The sequence below is a fragment of the Citrobacter sp. 506 genome, from assembly GCF_050434985.1.
GTDB classification, from domain to species: domain Bacteria; phylum Pseudomonadota; class Gammaproteobacteria; order Enterobacterales; family Enterobacteriaceae; genus Citrobacter; species Citrobacter braakii.
This window is the reverse complement of record NZ_JBNDJN010000005.1, coordinates 322883-340442: the sequence shown is the minus strand read 5'-3', so window position 1 is coordinate 340442 and position 17560 is coordinate 322883. Positions and strand designations below refer to the sequence as shown.

The following is a 17560-nucleotide window of genomic DNA, read 5'->3' as shown; positions in this document are numbered from 1 at the left end:
AACACCGCTATCTGACGGCTGAATCAATCAAAACCCTTGTTTTCGGCGGTATGGGCAAACCATTCGCCGCTTTTCTTCACTGTACGTTTTTGCGTATCTAAATCTAACTGGACAAAACCGTAGCGGTTTTTATATCCGTTGAGCCAGGACCAGTTATCAATAAAGGTCCACATATGGTAGCCAAGACAATTACACCCTTCGCTAATGCCTTTATGTAGCCATTTAAGATGCGCGGAAACAAATTCAATACGGTAGCTGTCGTTGATTTGGTCCTGCTGAATAAAACGTTGCTCATTTTCGACTCCCATGCCGTTTTCAGAAATAAAACAGCGCGGGTTGCCGTAGTTATCACGCAGATTAGTAATAATATCGTAAATACCTGGCTCATAAATTTCCCAGCCACGGTAAGGGTTCATTTTACGCCCCGGCATTTCGTAATAATCAAACAGCCACTCCGGCATAAACGGCGCGTCAGGATTGACGGCAGTATCACGACATTTCACGCGGCGCGGCTGATAATAATTAATACCGAGCAGGTCGATTTTGCCATCGGCGATGAGCTGACTGTCGCCTGGCCGACATGCTGGGAGTTGATCGTACTCTTTTAGCAGCGCTATCAGATCCGCCGGATATTCACCTTTTAGCACCGGGTCAAGGAAGCTGCGGTTAAACAGCAGATCCGCATGGTGCGCAGCTTTTACATCCGCCGGGTGTTGTGAGCGCGGATAAGAGGGCGTTAAATTCAGGATCACACCGATTTCACCGTCATAACTTCCGGCGTGGTACGCGCGTACCGCCGTGGAATGCGCCAGTACGGTGTGATACGCCACGGTGGCCGCGCGTTTGAAATCCACCACATTAGGGTAATGGAAGTCATACAGATAGCCGCCTTCTACCGGGACAATCGGTTCGTTAAAGGTGAACCAGTGCTTCACCCGATTGCCGAACAAGGTAAAACAGGTCTGTGCGTAGCGACCAAACGCCTCAACCACATCACGGTTTTCCCAGCCACCTTTCTCCTGCATCACCATCGGCATATCGAAGTGGAACAGGGTGATAAATGGCGTAATGCCTTGCGCCAGCAGCTCATCGATGACGTTGTTATAGAAATCAACTGCCTGCGGGTTGACGTCGCCAGTACCGTCGGGGATCAGTCGTGACCAACTGATTGAAGTGCGGAAGCTGTTGTGCTTCAGCTGTTTGAGCAGTGCGATGTCCTGTTTCCAGTGCTGATAAAAGGTCGAGGTGTTCGCCGGGCCAACCCCCTGATGGAAACGCCCAGGCTGGCGGTCGAACCACACGTCCCATGTCGTCTGGCTTTTGCCGCCGTTCAGACTATCCCCTTCGGTTTGCAGCGCCGAGCAGGCACTGCCCCACCAAAAGTTTTCGGGAAAACGGTATCGCATTATCTTGCTCCTTGATGTGTTTCATTTCCCTACACAATAGGCGATTTTGCAAAACAGAAACCGGTTACAGCACTCGTTTTTCAATGCGATAGTTACAAATCCGGGCATTCAACTTTGCCCAGCGCTTCCCAGTAGTTGTTCTGATTGTTTCTTTGTATTGCCAGAATGGCTTCGCGGATGTGTTGCTGATTACGCGTATCAGCCATAATCGTTTTTTCCCACACCTCATCCGATGGCGACCCCTGCGGGGTACAAATCTTGCGTAAATCCTTCAATACGGTGTTTTTTTCATGAACGGACTGTAGAGAGCCATAAGCCGAATCGGCCTGCGCCAAACCCGGCAGCATGAAAAGAATGGCAATGAGCGGTAAAACGGCTTGTTTCATGATAATAATCCTTGTTGTCGATGCGCATCATCTCAAGAGTAAGTGTAGACGGCATGCGCCTCACTCATCAGCCTGTGTTAATTTCTAAAAAGAAAATCAGCCAGAAGTTTTAGTTTTTCAGGAGGATAGGATGCAAATACAGATTACAGATACCATTACTGAAGACGATCAAAATGCTCTGCTTGTTGGATTGCGCGCCTACAATCGCCAGTTCCTGAGGACCACCAATTTTGGCGACCTGGCGGTGTACTGGCGCGATGAGCACAATGAAATACTGGGCGGGCTGATCGGTAAAATCAAAGGCGAATGGCTGTGCATTGATTTCCTGTGGATGCATGACTCGCTGCGTAAAGGCGGTTACGGCACAAAGTTGATGCAGGCCGCTGAACAGACGGCGCGTGAGAGAGGATGCCTGCATGCCCTGGTGGACACGATGAGTTTCCAGGCGCTGCCGTTTTATCAGAAAAACGGCTATCAGTTGCAAATGACCCTCGATAACTTTCCAGAAACCGGTTCCGCGCGCCATTATTTGTCGAAAACGTTTTGATGACCGGAAGGACTGCAAAAGGGATGACCTAACGGCACATTCCGACTCATTTTCCTTTTCGCATTATGCTTTTTTCTTCTTGCTGATGCTTTTTCGTTTTTTAAACCGCAGCGGCCTTCCCGCTATAGTCATTTCATTACTCATCAGGCGGTTATTGCAAAAGGAAAAAACGTGAAACTGAAGATACCTTATTTCGGGGCTGGGGCGGCGTTATTACTGGCGGGATTATTGTTGGCAGGATGCGATCAGCAGAACAATGATGCAAAGCATATTAAAGTGGGCGTGATTAACGGTGCAGAGCAGGATGTGGCGGAAGTCGCGAAGAAAGTCGCTAAAGAAAAATATGGCCTGGAGGTGGAATTGGTGGGGTTTAGCGGTTCTCTGCTGCCCAACGATGCCACTAATCATGGTGAGCTGGATGCCAATGTCTTCCAGCATCGTCCATTCCTTGAACAAGATAATAAAGCGCACGGCTATAAGCTGGTAGCGGTGGGCAATACCTTTGTGTTCCCGATGGCGGGTTATTCGAAGAAAATCAAAACTGTTGATGAACTAAAAGACGGTGCGACGATTGCGATACCTAACGATCCGACCAACCTTGGGCGGGCGCTGTTGCTGCTACAAAAAGAGAAGTTAATCACTCTGAAAGCGGATACCGGCCTGCTGCCAACGGCGCTGGATATTACGGATAATCCGCGACATCTGAAAATTATGGAACTGGAAGGGGCGCAGCTACCGCGCGTACTGGACGATCAAAAAGTGGATGTGGCGATTATCAGTACCACCTACATCCAGCAAACCGGGCTTTCTCCGGTACATGACAGCGTATTTATCGAAGACAAAAATTCACCGTACGTGAACATTCTGGTGGCGCGAGAAGACAATAAAGATGCCGAGAATGTGAAAGAATTCCTGCAATCTTATCAGTCACCGGAAGTGGCGAAGGCGGCAGAAACTATCTTCAACGGCGGCGCAGTTCCGGGCTGGTAATCGTCACCCGTTGCCGCGCCGGTTGGGGTTAAACCGCTCTGGCGCGGCGACGTGAGTCCATTGAGATAAGCACGACCGATGAGAGGATCAAAAGCGTACCCAGCCAGTCTGGCAGGGTAAAGGTGATGCCTAACAGCAGCAGGGACAGCAACGCACTGCTCAACGGTTCCGCGCAGCTTAAAATGCTCGCTTTCGGTCCGCCAATCATCTGCGCGCCTTTCAGGTACAGGCTAAACGTGAGCGACGTGCCGATGACCACCAGATAGAAAAACGCCAGAATTAAACTGCCATTCACCACGAAATGAGTTCCCTGCCCGGCATAGAACGGCAGTAGGATCATTCCACCGATTAACATACTCCAGCCGACAACCGGCAACGTGCCGTAGCGCGCGATGAGCGTTGAGGGGTAGGTGGTATAGAACGCGGCGGCAAACGCCGAGGCTATTCCCCAAAACAGCGCGGCAGCTGAGATAGACAACGACGTCGGGTTACCGTGGGTGACCAGTAAGAAGGTGCCGATGAGCGAGGTGAAGATCGCAGTCAGCACTAAAACCCCCGGCCGCGCTTTGCGCACCACGGAGAACCACGCCACGATAATGGTCGGTGACAAAAATTGCAGCACCGTCGCGGTGGCGGCGTTGGATTTTTCGATGGTCAGCAGGAAGGTTAGCTGTACGGTGAGTGCCCCGACCACGGAAAAAATCAGCAGGCTGATGGCGTCCTTGCGGTTTTTGATAATGGAGAACACGTTGTCGCCATGAACGAAAGAGAGCATCAGCAGAATGAGCCCCGCGAAAATCAGGCGCGTCATGGTCAGAAACTGCGACGACATCTGGCTTTGTTCCATGATGTACTGCGCGCAAACGCCTGAACTTCCCCATAATACGGCGGCAATCAGGACGTTCATCATCCCTCTTCTGGTGGAACTCATCTTTCCCTCTGCATGTTGTTTTGTTTTATTTGTGTGCAGGCATCATAGCAGAGATAGCGAAGCGAGTGAGACATGACGGGCACAGCCCCCCACACCGCAGGGGGCTTCGGCAGTCATCTTACGGCGCAATCGGCGTCAGATAATCCAGTCGTAGCGGTTCGGCCAGCAGCTCGTTCATTTGCAGAATAAACGTCTGGAAATGGGGCAGGGCGATATGCTCGTCCAGACCGGCCTGACCGCGCCAGGATTCACGAACGTAGAAGACATCCGGTGTGTCGCGCAACTGGAACAGGGCATACTCAATATTGCCCGGCTCCTGGCGCGTGGGCAGCAGCAGAGCCTGCAGCGCCTGTTTCAGTGCGTCGATTTTCCCCGGTCTGGCTTTCAGTACCGCAATAATTGAAATCACCTCTGAATCATACATGTTAAAACCCCTCCAGCACAATCTTGCCGACTGAACGACCGGTTTCAATTTGCGCGTGCGCTTTTTGCAGATTCGCCGCGTTGATTGCGCCAAAATGCTCGCCCAGCGTGGTGCGAATGGTGTTGTCATCGATCAACTGTGCCACGCGGGTTAATAGCTGATGCTGCGCAATGATGTCGTGGGTGGTAAACATCGAACGGGTAAACATAAATTCCCAGTGCAGCGAAATGCTTTTGGCCTTCAGTGGACGTGCATCGAGGGTTTGCGGATCGTCAATCAGCGCCAGTTTGCCCTGCGGCGCCAGGGCGGCAATAATTTGCGGGTAGTGCTGCTCGGTATTGTTCAGGCTGGCAACGTGCGTCACCTCTTTAATGCCTATCCGAGCCAGCTCTTCCATCAGCGGCTTGCTATGGTCAATCACGTGATGAGCGCCTGCTTCACGTACCCATTTCTGGCTCTGTGGACGTGAAGCGGTACCGATGACTGTCATTTTGGTCAGCTTACTGGCCAGTTGCGTCAGGATAGAACCGACGCCGCCAGCAGCGCCAACAATCAATAACACATCATTTTCATTGCCATTTTCCTCAACGCCCAGACGGTCGAACAGCATTTCCCAGGCGGTGATGGCGGTCAGCGGCAGTGCCGCAGCAGAAGCGTTGTCCAGCGATTGCGGCTTCAGCGCGGTAATACGTTCATCAACCAGCTGAAATTCACTGTTACTGCCAGCGCGACCCAGCGCACCGGCGTACCAGACTTCATCGCCAGGAGCGAACAGGGTGACTGCTTCACCCACGGACTTCACTACGCCAACGGCGTCCCAACCCAGCACGCGGGGCACATCAGCGTTAAAACCTTCGCGGACCTTGGTATCAACGGGGTTGACGGAAATGGCCTTCACTTCAACCAGCAGATCGTGCCCGGAGGCGACGGGCATGGGCAGGTCAATCTCTTGTAAAAATTCAATGTTACTGCCGTCGGTTGCGGCGCGGGTAATAGCGATGGCTTTCATAATCTCTCCGGTTAATAAACCTTCTATCTGTTGAATAATTCGATGGTAAACCGGTAGCAGAACGGGAAAAATAGCCCTTCGGCGACAGGACTTATACTCGGGGAGTGAAAATGTTCCGGCTTGAAGATCTCACGTTGTTTGTCCGCGCCGCGGCGCTAAATAGTTTTAGCGATGCCGCACGCGAAGTCGGCGTTCAGCCTGCTCAGGTCAGTTCTGCTATTAAGCGCCTGGAATCTACGCTGGCTATCCGCTTGTTCGCCCGCTCCACGCGCAGTCTGCGCCTGACGCCGGAAGGTGAGGTCTGGCTACCCTATGCCCGCCAGATGCTGGACGTGATGCATGCCGGACTGCAAAAAATTCAGACCCCGGAAGATGAAGTTTCAGGCACGCTGCAAATCGCCGTACCTTCCGATCTCGGTCGGAACCTACTGCTGCCGGTCTTTCAGTCGTTTCGACGCCGCTATCCCGCGCTGCGCCTGCGGATTTTTTTCTCCGACCAGGTGACGGATGTCTTTAAAGACCCCGTCGATGTGGCGTTTCGCTATGGCAACACCGAAGACGCATCTTACATTGCGCTGCCTGTCGCACTTGGTAACCGACGCGTGCTGGTGGCATCACCGGAATGGGTTGTGCAAAACGGCGCGCCGCAAACCCCGGATGATTTAACACAGCTCAACGCCATGACCTTCGTCTTACGCGGACGCCTGCACGATCGCTGGACGTTTACGCATAACGGCGAGGTTAGCAGTGTGCAGGTTAACGGCACCATTATGAGCGACGATGCTGAAGTAATCCGACGGCTGGCGATTGCCGGAGAAGGCATCGCGTACAAGTCGTGGCTGGATGTCAGCGAGGATGTGCGTGATGGACGATTGCAGCTACTGATGCCTGATTACCTGGGCGAGAAAGCCCCGCTAAATATGATTTGCCCACATCGTAAGCAGCTTTCAACGGCTGTCCGTCTGCTGCATGACGCCGTGAAGGCGCGGTGTGACACGTTGGGCGTTTCCCCGTGAGGTGTTCAATTGCAGGAATATTATTCGATAGCCATACGCATAAATAATAGCTAATCTCTGTTGGGGGCATTAATCTGATCGGAACGCCGATCAGTTAGTGATAATTGTTTCATTGAGTATAGTTTCTTCGATTAATATTGTTTCTTAAATTAATGCAGTGTTTATAATATTTATGTTAAGAATTTTTTGGTCGATGATTTAATGACTTGTATATTTATTAAAAGGTATTTGACGAGATACCTTCCGCTACGATATAAAACATAATAGCCCCGATACATACCTATTTCTTTGCCTGATTGTTAAACGCATTGATGCTTTTTGTTATTACGTTATTTATTGGGGTAGGAGAGGGCCATTGAAGTCAAAGACTATAAATGATGTATTGTATTATATAGAAGATAATTTTGTTTCAGGCATTGGTATTGATGACATTTCACAGTTTTCCGGATACAGCCGCAGGCATATACAGAATATTTTAAAGCAGCGAATAAATATGCCTGTGGGGCTTTATATTCGTAGGCGACGGATAACCAAAGCAGCAAGCTTGTTACGCCTTACTCATATGGATATTATCGATATTTCAGTGCGGGTGGGATTCGATTCTCAGCAATCTTTCTGCCGTGAATTTAAAAAACTAACCGGTTATACCCCCACAGAATACCGTAAAAATCCCAGTTGGGATCTTTCGCCGTTAATGTCGTTTGTACTACGCAGTGATATTGTTGTCGGCGAATTGCAACTACGTACCTTACCTGCTGATACCGTGCATGGATTTCAGTACAACTATGACACACCAATCCCGCCTGCCAGTGACTCACATCTGCATCGATTAAATCTAATATTTGAGCAACTTACCAGTTCAAAACAAAATGTGTGGGCATTAACTGATTTCTCGTCTAATCCAAACTCAATGATGCGGTTGAAAGTTAAAAGCATCATTGGTAATAAAAGTCATCATTCGCCCAATGCCTATAATCGTTATGAGTGTCCTTCGGGAACGTATGCCTGTTTTTCATTCAGATTCAAGAAAGAGGACTATCCACTCTATTCAAGATATATTTATTTTAAGATGTTGCCGGAGAGTAAATTAAAAAGAAAGGCAGGCTATGATATTGAAATATTCCATTATGACCAAGAGGATCTTAAAAACAAAATAATTACCTGTGATCATTACATTCCGATAGATATGTAATGTAAAAAAGCTCCACTTGCGTGGAGCAAAGACTTCGCAGTACGCCTAAATTAGGATTAATTATTGGTACTCAGCATTGAAATACAAAACTGAACGTACAATGCCGGGACTGACATTGTTAGCTGTTTGATAATACTGAGCATAAAACGGGATGGAATGATTACCTTTATCTTGAGGCGCTAAATTGATATATGAAGGTGTATTGAATTTAACAGGCTGTTGTTGTTGATCTAACACCTGAATGCCGATGCCAGCAGCGCCTTTGGGGTGGATATTCTTAAGTACACCGATAATACTGTGGTGACCATTCTCTGTGTCGCTCCAGCTTAGAATAACCCGGGAAGGCGTCGTAAAATCACTTTTACAAAGAAGGTCGATAGTAAATGGTTTTCTTCCCGCAGTGCTTCCATTGCCTCTGAATTGCTCAAGTGCTATATCGGGCAGTTTGACGTTGATCGAGCGGTTGCCTTTGATTGCGCATGACCGGTTGAGCATCGTGATATATTTTGCCGGCACAATGATATCCACCACGGGCAACGATTGAGCCTCACTTCTGATTTGCAGGTTGATGGAACCCGCAGCGGCTCCTGCCGCAAGCTGATCATCCAGTTTGATCAGCTCAATCTTTATTTTGCTGTTTCTGAATTCATCTGCCGTCGCTCTGAAAGTTGATGGCCACTGGATCGTTTGTCCGGTTGAGGTTTCCAGGGTGACTTTAATGCCAATCCCACTCACATTGCTGCGTATAATACCGGGTTGTTTCATTGCGGACCGATCGCCAATAATCTGTGCGGAAAAAGGGTGGTTGTCAGTACAGCCTGACGCCTGAATATTCTGTAGCGAAAGCGTGCGCGTCTGAATAACTCCCCCTGACTGGATTGATTGCTTATCGTTAACGATTTCCGGCGATAAAATAAACTTTTGTGTGTTCAGGGTACATGCAGCACTGGCTGCCTGATGAATGCCCAAGGCACAGCCCAGAATTAAAGCGGTACGTATTACCGACATGTGGCCTCCTGGTTTTTTAACACGATCGTGCATTTCCCTGTTTCCAGTGAAACGAACACTTCTGGTGAGGTGGTTTCATCAATATAAAGCGCACCGCCTTGTCCGACGTAGCCGACATGATTATTGGCATTGTCGCGGATGATGGCACCGAATGGCATTCTCTGCTGACCCTGCAGGCGGGGATAAATAATGTTCTGTTTTCTGAGCGTCGTTTCAAAGGTGACTGGAATGACATTACCTTCGTAAGGCGCAACCTTGGCCTGAGTTTTGGTAAAGTTCAGACCTTCAGTTGAACCTTTTGGATCGATAGTAACGTCATTCACGCGCCACGGACGAAGCCAGGGCAGAATGGCGTAGCCATTTTTATCGAAGCGGGTTCCAGGTACGCCTTCAAGATGAGCGCCATGCGCATCAGGCGCATAGACCAGCGCGACGGTATCTGAGCGCTCTGGCGAGAAGGTTATTCCCCCCGCGTGCCCAACCAGCATGCCACTCATTCCACCGCTTACCTGGTGCCATGAGTTACTCTGACTCCACGTCCCGTTCAGCGAGGTATAAGGCGTACGCACCATGCCGTTTACTCCCCATTCCACACTACCGCCGCGGAGATAGCCGGTATTGGCTCCCCAAACGATATTGTTTTCCTCATCAGTCGAGGTCGTGAAGCCGAGGCGTGTATTGCTGGCTTTGCCGTTATTGCTGTAGCTATCAGAGGAGATCTGCGTAAAACCGGCGTTGTCCCGGGGCAGGAAATAGCTGAATGAGAGCATGATTTGGTCATCTTTGATGACCGAACCCTGTTGATCCTCATTCCAGAAACGCTGGGCGGATATACTCCAGGTCAGGTTGCCCCAGGCATTGGTGTATCCCACGGCATACTGGCGATAATTATCCTGCTGATCCCAGAACTTCTTAAGAGAGCCGGATAAATAGAATGAACCCCAGGTATCGGATAACGGCTGATTAATACTGGCGCTAAACGACTGCTTCTCGCGTGACGAGAAATATTGGCTGACGAATGCCTGTGCATCCAGGGCATCCAGCGCATCGCGTTGACCGTAAAAGTGATGTGAACTGTATTTTGCTTCCAGCCAGAGCGCGGTTGCCGACCAGGGTAGGGTGCTATTCCATGTCAGACGATACTGTTGTCCTTGTTGACGATTGTCCTCAAGCTTTAGGCGCGATTGGGTGATATCAAGGGCGAATGCGCCGAGCTGGGTGTTCAGACCGCTACCGATGAGGGCTGACTGATAGCGCTCGAATCCAGAGGCCCCGGTATACAACGTTAAATAGTTGTTCAGGCCATACTGCCAGTAGGCCTGGGCTAAAAACGGATCTTCATCATAATTATCTTCATCGACGGTGCCGAGAGTGATGCCATAGCGCGAAATGCCGGGTTTTAGTAGCTGTGGTACCGAAGAGTATGGAACGGTAAAGCGGCGGATACGCCCGTCTGATTCCTGAATCGTGACCAGCAACTCGCCGCCAGTATTCGCGGGCAACACGGAATCAATCGAGAATGGCCCAGCCGGAACCGAGGACTGATGAATGGTTTGACCATCTTGGGTGACGGTGATGCGGGCGTTGGTCTCAGCTACGCCGCGAATAATCGGCGCCCAGTTCAGCGTGCTATCCGGGCGCATTAAATCCTCAGAAGCCAATCCCACTCCGAGAATAGCCATACTGTCGAACATCTGGCTGTCAGTATAGAACTTGCCAGCGCTTAACATGGATTTCCAACGAGTGATGGGCCGTTTTAGCGTCGTGCGATTATTGGCGTAATGGCTACCTAATTTGCTGTCCCAATTTTGGCTACCAAAATGTTCAATTAGCCACCCTCCAGCAGAGCTTCGGATATCCATTCCCACCCAGGCGCTGTCCGTACTTGAACGATCGTTACCACGTTGCTGGGTGCTGTAGTAATCGGCGTTATAGCTGAAATTAATCGCCGGCGCCCCTGGTTGCCAGAGTTCAGGTTGGACATAATTGTTTTCGATATTATCAACATAAGCCTGCGGGATGGTGATGCGCAGCTCAAGCTGGCTGGTGTTGAGTCTCTCCGTTGCTTTCCCGCTGGTGTCCCAATCGGCAATGCTGCCGCAGCGTGAAGGGTGAGCGGCCAGCGTTTGATTCATTTTTTCTGGGTTAATGCCCACGCCTTTGAGAAATGCTTCTGAATAACAGCTAACTAAATCGCCGTGATTATCTTTTTTGAATAAGAGTTCACGACGTCCACGCCAGTTATCATTAATATAAATATCTACGATATATGTCCCAGGCAATAAGCCTGCGGCATTAAAGGACTGCAAATCGTTAAGTGAAGCATTGCCCATTAAGATGGCATTATCAAATTCATATCGGCTAGTGCTGTCTGCATGAAGCATGGCTGAAAATAACGAACCATATAAAATTACGCAGCCGGGTATGGTTAAGATCCTTTTACGTAAGCCCATTGTGTATTCCTTTTTTATTTCTATTTATTAATGGCTGTTTTGAATTCCACGACGCTGCCGTAATCGTTCACTGCTTGTAAAACTACAGCTTCTCCAGGTTTGATTTTTTGTTTTGAATTGACCTTAGTTTTACTTTTAGGCGCAACCATGATGCTTTCTTTCAATAACCCGTTTCCTGAGGCGCTAACAACATCTACAACTGTGATAAAAAAGGGCGTCGGGTTGACCAACGTAATGCCGTCAGAGGTGGCAATAAATTCCATCTTACTTTCGGCATTTTGCCGATCTCCTAAACCGATCGGCCGCCAGAAAAATTTAAACCGAGAACGAATGGCTAAATTGAGAATGGCTGTGTTTTCCGTAGCCTGGCTTTTATCTACGGAGGGAATGTCCAGAATATTTAACCACCATAATGATTCTCTATCGTTCGCGGCAATGCGTTTATCAATAGCTTTTTTTATTCTTATTGATTGTCCATTTTTTGCATCAATACGAGCAATCGGTGGTGAGATAATAAATGGAGTGGAAATGTCTTCGGGTAATTTTCCTGCGTCACCATTATCCAGCCATACCTGAGCCAGTGAAGGTGAGTCTCCTGAATTGGACATTTGTATGGTAATTTCGGTAGTTTCTTCAGAGTAAATGAATCGAGTACCATTCACGATAATGTTATTAGCATGTGCAATAGAAATAGAAAAAAAAACAAACAGAGCAAGGATGATTTTCATATGACCTCTGGCAAAAAATGCCATAGCAGCAAGTGCTACGGCATCATGTATTTAGAGATAGGTAATGCTGTAGTTTGCCTGGGCAGTTACCGGACCTGTAGTAACCTGATCCCAAAAATGAGTATTACGCGGTTTGATGTAACCGACACTGAAGGTGTATGTTAATGGAGAATCATTATGACCGATGGATTGATAATTTTCTGGCTCAAAACGATTAGATTTATCGTTTAAGTCAATGGTCCTCCCGTTTTTATCTTTCAACACTAATGCAACGTTTTTGGCACCATTAGCATCATTATTTTGGAGATAACCTTCATTCGTCAAATTGCCGTTATTAACCCATGCTAATTTAGGGATTAATTTTTCATGTATATAACAATCTTTAACCTTAATATGGAATATCTGATCCTGCTCAGAACTGAATTTATTAACTTTATGGCTCAATACCGGTTTTAATTTCACATTTTTATTACTATCATCATTTACAATTTTACAGGAACTGGAATAAACATGACCAGTAAAATTAACTTTGCCTTGAGGATCGTGGGTATTGCTGCCTAAACCTATTGCCATCGCTGAAGGAATTGATACTGCATATGTTATTAAAATCGCAGTGAATAATTTATTCATAATGCACTCCTCATTTAGAGATAGATCGTCCCTATTATCAGTAACATTGTCTGGGCTCCTTTTTTCTTGCGCCCTGTAAGGCTGTCGCCCGCTATCAATTATGTTAGATAAATTATTGTTGTACATCGTAGATTGGACGTATTTCACTCATCCTATAATATTAATAATGATCATTAACTATGAGTATTAATGAATTATTATTATCTATAAGCAGATTGTGATTGAGATAGTCCTCAACTCTAAGGTGAAATAAAAACACTTGGAATACAATATGTTATGTTTGTATTGTGATACTTATTTAAATGCTATAAAGAAAAATCGAATCCTGCATTCGGAAAAAGCGAATGATCGAATTGCACAATTAGCTAAATTCTTATAATTCAATCAGATTATCTTTAATCTTAAGTAGTGACTTGTTATTGGCTTGGCATGCAATAACGATAAGGAATATTGTCAATCATCATTTGAATGAAGGCTACATATGCTTAACATGGACAGTAAGATAATACTCATTAGTAACCAATCAATACAGACGCAACTCTTGCTGGATTATCTCAATAAGCAAAACGATATCTTGGTTGATTTTGTTAACATTAGCAGACCAGACATGTCATTTATCGTTGAGGGAAGTATCATCCTCTATGACATACAGGCATCAAGCCGTAAATTAAAAAAGATCTGGTCAAAATTACTCAATGACAGCGCATATAGTTTGCGCGTTTATATTATTAACTGCCTTCGGTCGCTCCCACTCTATGAGAGTATGCTATGGCCAAATTTTGAGTCGATCGTACCAAATAATTGCTCTACAGAATATTTGTTAGAACTCCTTAAAGAGGGGCTAAAAACCTCCCGTCCACCACGCTCACTGTCACCGCTGCCAGAGTATGTAAACCTCACGCCATCAGATGATAACTACGGAGTTTTAACCGAAAGAGAATATGAAATTTTGACTGAGTTGTCGAAAGGTGCGTCTAATGTAGAAATTGCTAACGCATTTTTTATTAGTGAAAATACAGTGAGAACGCATATTTATAATATATTTAAAAAGATATCTGTGAATAACCGAACACAGGCAGCCTGCTGGGCCAACTTGCATCTAAGAAGTCTGGCTCTCGATCAACTGCCGCGGAAGGAAATGTAAGCCGTACTACTGGCGCAAAGTTTTGAAGCTTACTTTGCGCAAGCATGTCATCGTGTCGTTACTCAGTCTTTTTTCGCAGCGTTTGCGAAGAAGATATCAGACTGAATGTCTTTAGTGCGGATGGTAAAGAGCTGATTAGTCAGATCTTCCGTCAGCTTCTCGGCATCGGCCATGATGCGCAAGTTGAAGTCATTCAGCATCTTATCTGCGGCAGGTTTATCGGTTTTCGCCATCTTCAGATATTTTGCTTCGACCTCTTTTTGCTCCTTCGCCACTTTATCTTCCCATGCTTTGTAGGTTTTTTTGACGATTGGCGCGAGCTTCGGATAATCGGTCATCGTCAGCGTCTGTAACTTACGGTATTTCCAGTAAATGGACTGATCGTCCGCTTTATCGGTACCCATCGTATAGTTTGCCGGATACGCTTTCAGGCCGCTGTAGTACGGAACAAACGCGGTGAGGTCGGCCATACCCAGACCAATGTAGGTCGTTTCACCAATCTCTTTTGGCAACCACGGACGGACCTGCATCACGTGTGCTTCATAGGTGCGGAAGACGCTAACCGGACGCCATGGCTCTTTGCCATTCAGACCGTTGGTGTACGGGTCATGGCTGGTGCCTTCGTAATGGTTACGCAGCACGGCCTTCACATCGTCCAGCGTCATCTTCTTCTCTGGTGTCATGAACACCGGGAATTCGCGCCCTTTGGCCATATCCTGATTTACGGAAGGATTGAACTCTTTCTGGATGGTCCATACGCGAGGATCGTTATACGTGCGGTCACGCTCATCATCACGGGTATAGGCTTTGGAGAAGTTGAATTTGCCATCTTTTGCCGGTTCGTACAGACCTTTTTCGGTCGCAAATTGAATCAGGTTTTTTGACGCCATCATGTCCGGGTTTTTAGGGTCGTAATCCTGTAAGCGGCCCTGATTACCGGTGGCAAAATATTGGTTATTCGGCAGGCGCTGCGCCATCCACTGGTGACCGCTGCCGGTTTCCAGGTACCAGATTTCGTTATCGTCGACGACGGCCACGCCAAAACCTTCCCCAGCGCCGACGGTCTCAACGATATGACCCAGTAACGCCACGGCTTCACGCGCGGTTTTGCTCTGGGACAACAGAATATCCGGGATATCATCTTCGGTGATCCCTTTATCTTCAACGTAGGGGTCGGCAGCCAGCGCTTTTGCTGAGGCAAAAATAGATTCTGTACCGCTCACGCCAACGCCCAATTCGTTAAATCCGGTCGCGCCGTGCAGTTGGGTTTTCCAGTTTGGAACGGTGGTATAACGCAGAGAGTTTTTGGGTAGCGGCCAGGTAAAGTCATTTGCGCCATTATGTGCTTTGGTGCTGTATACCCCGGTCTGATTCTGCTTGGCCGGATGAATGACAAAATGCTGCGCTTTCAGGGCATCACTGTCAGCGCTACGGGCTACCAGCATGGAGCCGTCCGCTGATGCTTCATTACCGACCAATAGGGTCGTACAAGCAAAACCTGATGAAACAACGGCCAAATTTATAGAAAGTGCAATCAGGCACTTTTTAAAAGTAAACATTACGTATCCCTCATATGTACGCCAAAAATACACCGGAAACACACCGTTTCCTGAAATGCGATAACGACTGAACGCTCAGACATTGCTCGCGAGAGAGATAAACGCCCCTGTCCACGTCTTCTCCAAATATCCATCCGTAGGTTGAAGTCTTCTGGGCAAAATAAAACGCCCATTTCGCTTAATTATTGCGCAATGGATATCGTGGTATTCAGGATGTTTCCTGATTCGGGATGAAGAATAGCAATGGGATATGAGTGGATTCAGTGACCCATGTCGCGTAAGTCGATGATGGCAAATATGAATTCTATTGAAGGGGGCGTGCTTTTTGTATCCGGATATGACGTTACCTTTTGCGGCAATACAGCGAGGGGACATTTGAGCTGGCAAAAATCCATGCGCCCTTATACTCCTCCATAACCAGGCTCAGGTTTCGTCCGCTTTGACGGTAAAATCCGGGTAATGTGTTGTTAATATCAGCTTCATCGGCGCTGTCAGCGAAGGTTTTGACCACCTGCATTGCCTGTAGCACTCGGGCTTCGTGCTGCCGGGTATAACTGAAATAGATGTTCCTGCTAATGTCTGAGGTATTACGTCCGTACAGTTTTCCGGTAATGGTCGCTAGCCCTGCATCTTTGTACATCCGAAATGAAACCGTACCTGCAAAGCGGTTGCTGCCAATATTCCATTCGACATTTCCAACGCAATTTAGCTGCTTTTCGGCATAGCGTGAATGCCATAGCCATCCGCCTGAGCCGAGCAATGTCGCCACGCCGATTACGATTAAAATAAGGTGGTGTATTTTTTTCATTGCCCGCGCATCCAGTAATAATGGGTAGTACAAAACGCGTGCGCATCTACCCGTGCATCTTTATCACAAACAAATGCCACGATCCTCTCCGCTTTACGGTAGCCGGAAAGGAAAACATGCTTGTTGTTTTCACAGAGAGAAGGGTGCAGTTGCATCAGATTGAAATAATTTTCCTGATCGTGATCATTCAGTGAGTAATAAATTTTACAGTTTTGCCGAGATGGGACCTGCATAGAAACAGAAATGAATTTACTAAACGGCATAACAGGACGTGTCTGATACCACACCAGCCAGATAATCAATGTGGCAATAACGATGCCAGCGCTAAATATAATATTCCACCAAGGGACCCGCGTCGTTTGTTGTGCCGCGGGAGGAATTATCTTTGGGGGCGCGTATTCCTCTATTAGCGGTGACTGGAAAACTTCACTCTGAGGATGCGTTATCGCCTCTACCTGCGTATTTTCATTTAATCTGAGTCCGCGTCGTGAAATAGTTTTCACCGTATCACGTGGCAGACCCACATCCGCCAGCGCGTTACGTAGCGTCAGAATAGCCTGGTAAAATGTGTTGGTTGTGGTCACATTATTTCTCTCACCCCAACCCACTTTTATCAATGTGTTCTGCGAAACAATGTCACTTGCGTGAGTAATTAAATAGAGAAAGCAAAGCGAAGCTGGGAGCTGAAGTTGTATTGCGCGCCCGGTCTGACGATTGACCAGACTTTTGCTGTCAGGATTAAATTCGACCAACTGATTGATAAGGTACAATTGCCCAGCCCTCAGTAACTATAACGTATCACCGCGTGTGCCTACACATACCTTAAATTTTACATCCAAATCGTGAATATGCCTCACTCTTTGTACGTGATCGAAGATAAGAATTTCACTTAAGGATTAAAAACACTTTAAATACAATGCGTTACGTGTGTAGGTTCTTAGGTAAGTATTAACTAATGTTAAATAATGAGAATTCATTACAGTTTTATCTGAATTCTCATTATATTTATCAACAGCACTTCAAGGGGGATTGAGTTATCAGAATTGTGTAATTAATAAGAGCCCCTTTCATTGGTTAATTTTTAGCAAATAGTGCTTTTTTAATTTTTATTCTGGGATTTGGATTTATGCATAAAATTCCTAATACCCAGACTGTTATTCTGAGATAAAGCAGAAAAAAGCTTAGCGCAATCGCATTACTTATAGCCTATACATAATAACATATCAGGAGTTTATTACATTTTTTAGGTGTCACTGTTATTAACTGACAAGGAATGTCACACGTGTCGGATTGACACATTTATTTACCAATGAAATATTTATGGAAAAA

17 protein-coding genes are annotated in these 17560 nt (G+C 47.1%); 5 read left to right on the top strand and 12 right to left on the bottom strand.

Annotated elements, in window-relative coordinates; translation table 11 throughout:
- Nucleotides 1–23: 23 nt before the first annotated feature.
- A complete protein-coding gene (locus ABIE10_RS19305; protein WP_429156705.1) occupies nucleotides 24–1406 on the bottom strand; it encodes a glycoside hydrolase family 1 protein in 1383 nt (460 codons plus the stop codon).
- A gap of 92 nt (nucleotides 1407–1498) precedes the next feature.
- Entirely contained in the window at nucleotides 1499–1792 is a 294-nt protein-coding gene (locus tag ABIE10_RS19300; protein WP_019078023.1) for a YicS family protein, read from the bottom strand.
- A 130-nt stretch (nucleotides 1793–1922) separates the two neighbouring features.
- On the opposite strand from ABIE10_RS19300, the gene ABIE10_RS19295 reads away from it, so the two are divergent.
- Nucleotides 1923–2339, top strand: coding sequence for a GNAT family N-acetyltransferase (locus ABIE10_RS19295; protein ID WP_016155037.1), 417 nt, complete (start codon nucleotides 1923–1925; stop codon nucleotides 2337–2339).
- 171 nt (nucleotides 2340–2510) lie between these two features.
- On the top strand, nucleotides 2511–3329 hold the full coding sequence (nlpA, locus tag ABIE10_RS19290) for a lipoprotein NlpA (RefSeq protein WP_046276188.1): 819 nt from the start codon (nucleotides 2511–2513) through the stop codon (nucleotides 3327–3329).
- 28 nt (nucleotides 3330–3357) lie between these two features.
- Here nlpA and ABIE10_RS19285 read toward each other — a convergent pair whose 3' ends face one another.
- The 3 genes from ABIE10_RS19285 to ABIE10_RS19275 form a co-directional block, all read right to left on the bottom strand.
- The gene (locus tag ABIE10_RS19285) at nucleotides 3358–4260 is read right to left on the bottom strand and encodes a carboxylate/amino acid/amine transporter (protein WP_016155035.1); all 903 of its coding nucleotides are present in this window, start codon (nucleotides 4258–4260) and stop codon (nucleotides 3358–3360) included.
- Between the two features lie 118 nt (nucleotides 4261–4378).
- Nucleotides 4379–4684, bottom strand: coding sequence for a putative quinol monooxygenase (locus ABIE10_RS19280; protein ID WP_429156700.1), 306 nt, complete (start codon nucleotides 4682–4684; stop codon nucleotides 4379–4381).
- A gap of 1 nt (nucleotide 4685) precedes the next feature.
- Nucleotides 4686–5693 carry a zinc-binding alcohol dehydrogenase family protein gene (locus ABIE10_RS19275; RefSeq protein ID WP_016155033.1) on the bottom strand — a complete coding sequence of 336 codons (1008 nt, stop codon included), beginning with the start codon at nucleotides 5691–5693 and terminating at the stop codon, nucleotides 4686–4688.
- A 110-nt stretch (nucleotides 5694–5803) separates the two neighbouring features.
- Between ABIE10_RS19275 and ABIE10_RS19270 the strand changes: the two genes are divergently transcribed.
- A complete protein-coding gene (locus ABIE10_RS19270; protein ID WP_016157792.1) occupies nucleotides 5804–6709 on the top strand; it encodes a LysR family transcriptional regulator in 906 nt (301 codons plus the stop codon).
- A 355-nt stretch (nucleotides 6710–7064) separates the two neighbouring features.
- Nucleotides 7065–7901: a helix-turn-helix domain-containing protein gene (locus ABIE10_RS19265; protein ID WP_200080323.1), complete on the top strand. Its 837-nt coding sequence runs from the start codon at nucleotides 7065–7067 to the stop codon at nucleotides 7899–7901.
- Nucleotides 7902–7961: 60 nt separating this feature from the next.
- On the opposite strand, the gene ABIE10_RS19260 is transcribed toward ABIE10_RS19265, so the two are convergent.
- From ABIE10_RS19260 to ABIE10_RS19245, 4 genes are read right to left on the bottom strand one after another with little or no spacing between them, the layout of a single operon-like run.
- Complete coding sequence (locus tag ABIE10_RS19260; RefSeq protein ID WP_429156696.1) at nucleotides 7962–8909, bottom strand: fimbrial protein; 948 nt, start codon at nucleotides 8907–8909, stop codon at nucleotides 7962–7964.
- Complete coding sequence (locus ABIE10_RS19255) at nucleotides 8900–11362, bottom strand: fimbria/pilus outer membrane usher protein (RefSeq protein WP_429156693.1); 2463 nt, start codon at nucleotides 11360–11362, stop codon at nucleotides 8900–8902. The genes ABIE10_RS19260 and ABIE10_RS19255 overlap by 10 nt, the downstream gene beginning before the upstream one ends.
- Before the next feature lie 20 nt (nucleotides 11363–11382).
- Nucleotides 11383–12090, bottom strand: coding sequence for a fimbrial biogenesis chaperone (locus tag ABIE10_RS19250; RefSeq protein WP_131347215.1), 708 nt, complete (start codon nucleotides 12088–12090; stop codon nucleotides 11383–11385).
- A gap of 51 nt (nucleotides 12091–12141) precedes the next feature.
- The gene (locus tag ABIE10_RS19245) at nucleotides 12142–12720 is read right to left on the bottom strand and encodes a fimbrial protein (protein WP_131347214.1); all 579 of its coding nucleotides are present in this window, start codon (nucleotides 12718–12720) and stop codon (nucleotides 12142–12144) included.
- Between the two features lie 481 nt (nucleotides 12721–13201).
- On the opposite strand from ABIE10_RS19245, the gene ABIE10_RS19240 reads away from it, so the two are divergent.
- Nucleotides 13202–13864 (top strand): LuxR C-terminal-related transcriptional regulator, encoded by a 663-nt coding sequence (locus ABIE10_RS19240; RefSeq protein WP_429156688.1) that lies wholly within the window; start codon nucleotides 13202–13204, stop codon nucleotides 13862–13864.
- Nucleotides 13865–13926: 62 nt separating this feature from the next.
- On the opposite strand, the gene ABIE10_RS19235 is transcribed toward ABIE10_RS19240, so the two are convergent.
- From ABIE10_RS19235 to ABIE10_RS19225, 3 genes are all read right to left on the bottom strand, one after another.
- Nucleotides 13927–15423 carry a C69 family dipeptidase gene (locus tag ABIE10_RS19235; RefSeq protein ID WP_181547044.1) on the bottom strand — a complete coding sequence of 499 codons (1497 nt, stop codon included), beginning with the start codon at nucleotides 15421–15423 and terminating at the stop codon, nucleotides 13927–13929.
- A 343-nt stretch (nucleotides 15424–15766) separates the two neighbouring features.
- Nucleotides 15767–16231, bottom strand: coding sequence for a hypothetical protein (locus tag ABIE10_RS19230; protein WP_016155024.1), 465 nt, complete (start codon nucleotides 16229–16231; stop codon nucleotides 15767–15769).
- Nucleotides 16228–17001, bottom strand: a complete 774-nt coding sequence (locus tag ABIE10_RS19225) for a winged helix-turn-helix domain-containing protein (protein WP_049282829.1) — start codon at nucleotides 16999–17001, stop codon at nucleotides 16228–16230. The genes ABIE10_RS19230 and ABIE10_RS19225 overlap by 4 nt, the downstream gene beginning before the upstream one ends.
- Nucleotides 17002–17560 lie beyond the last annotated feature (559 nt).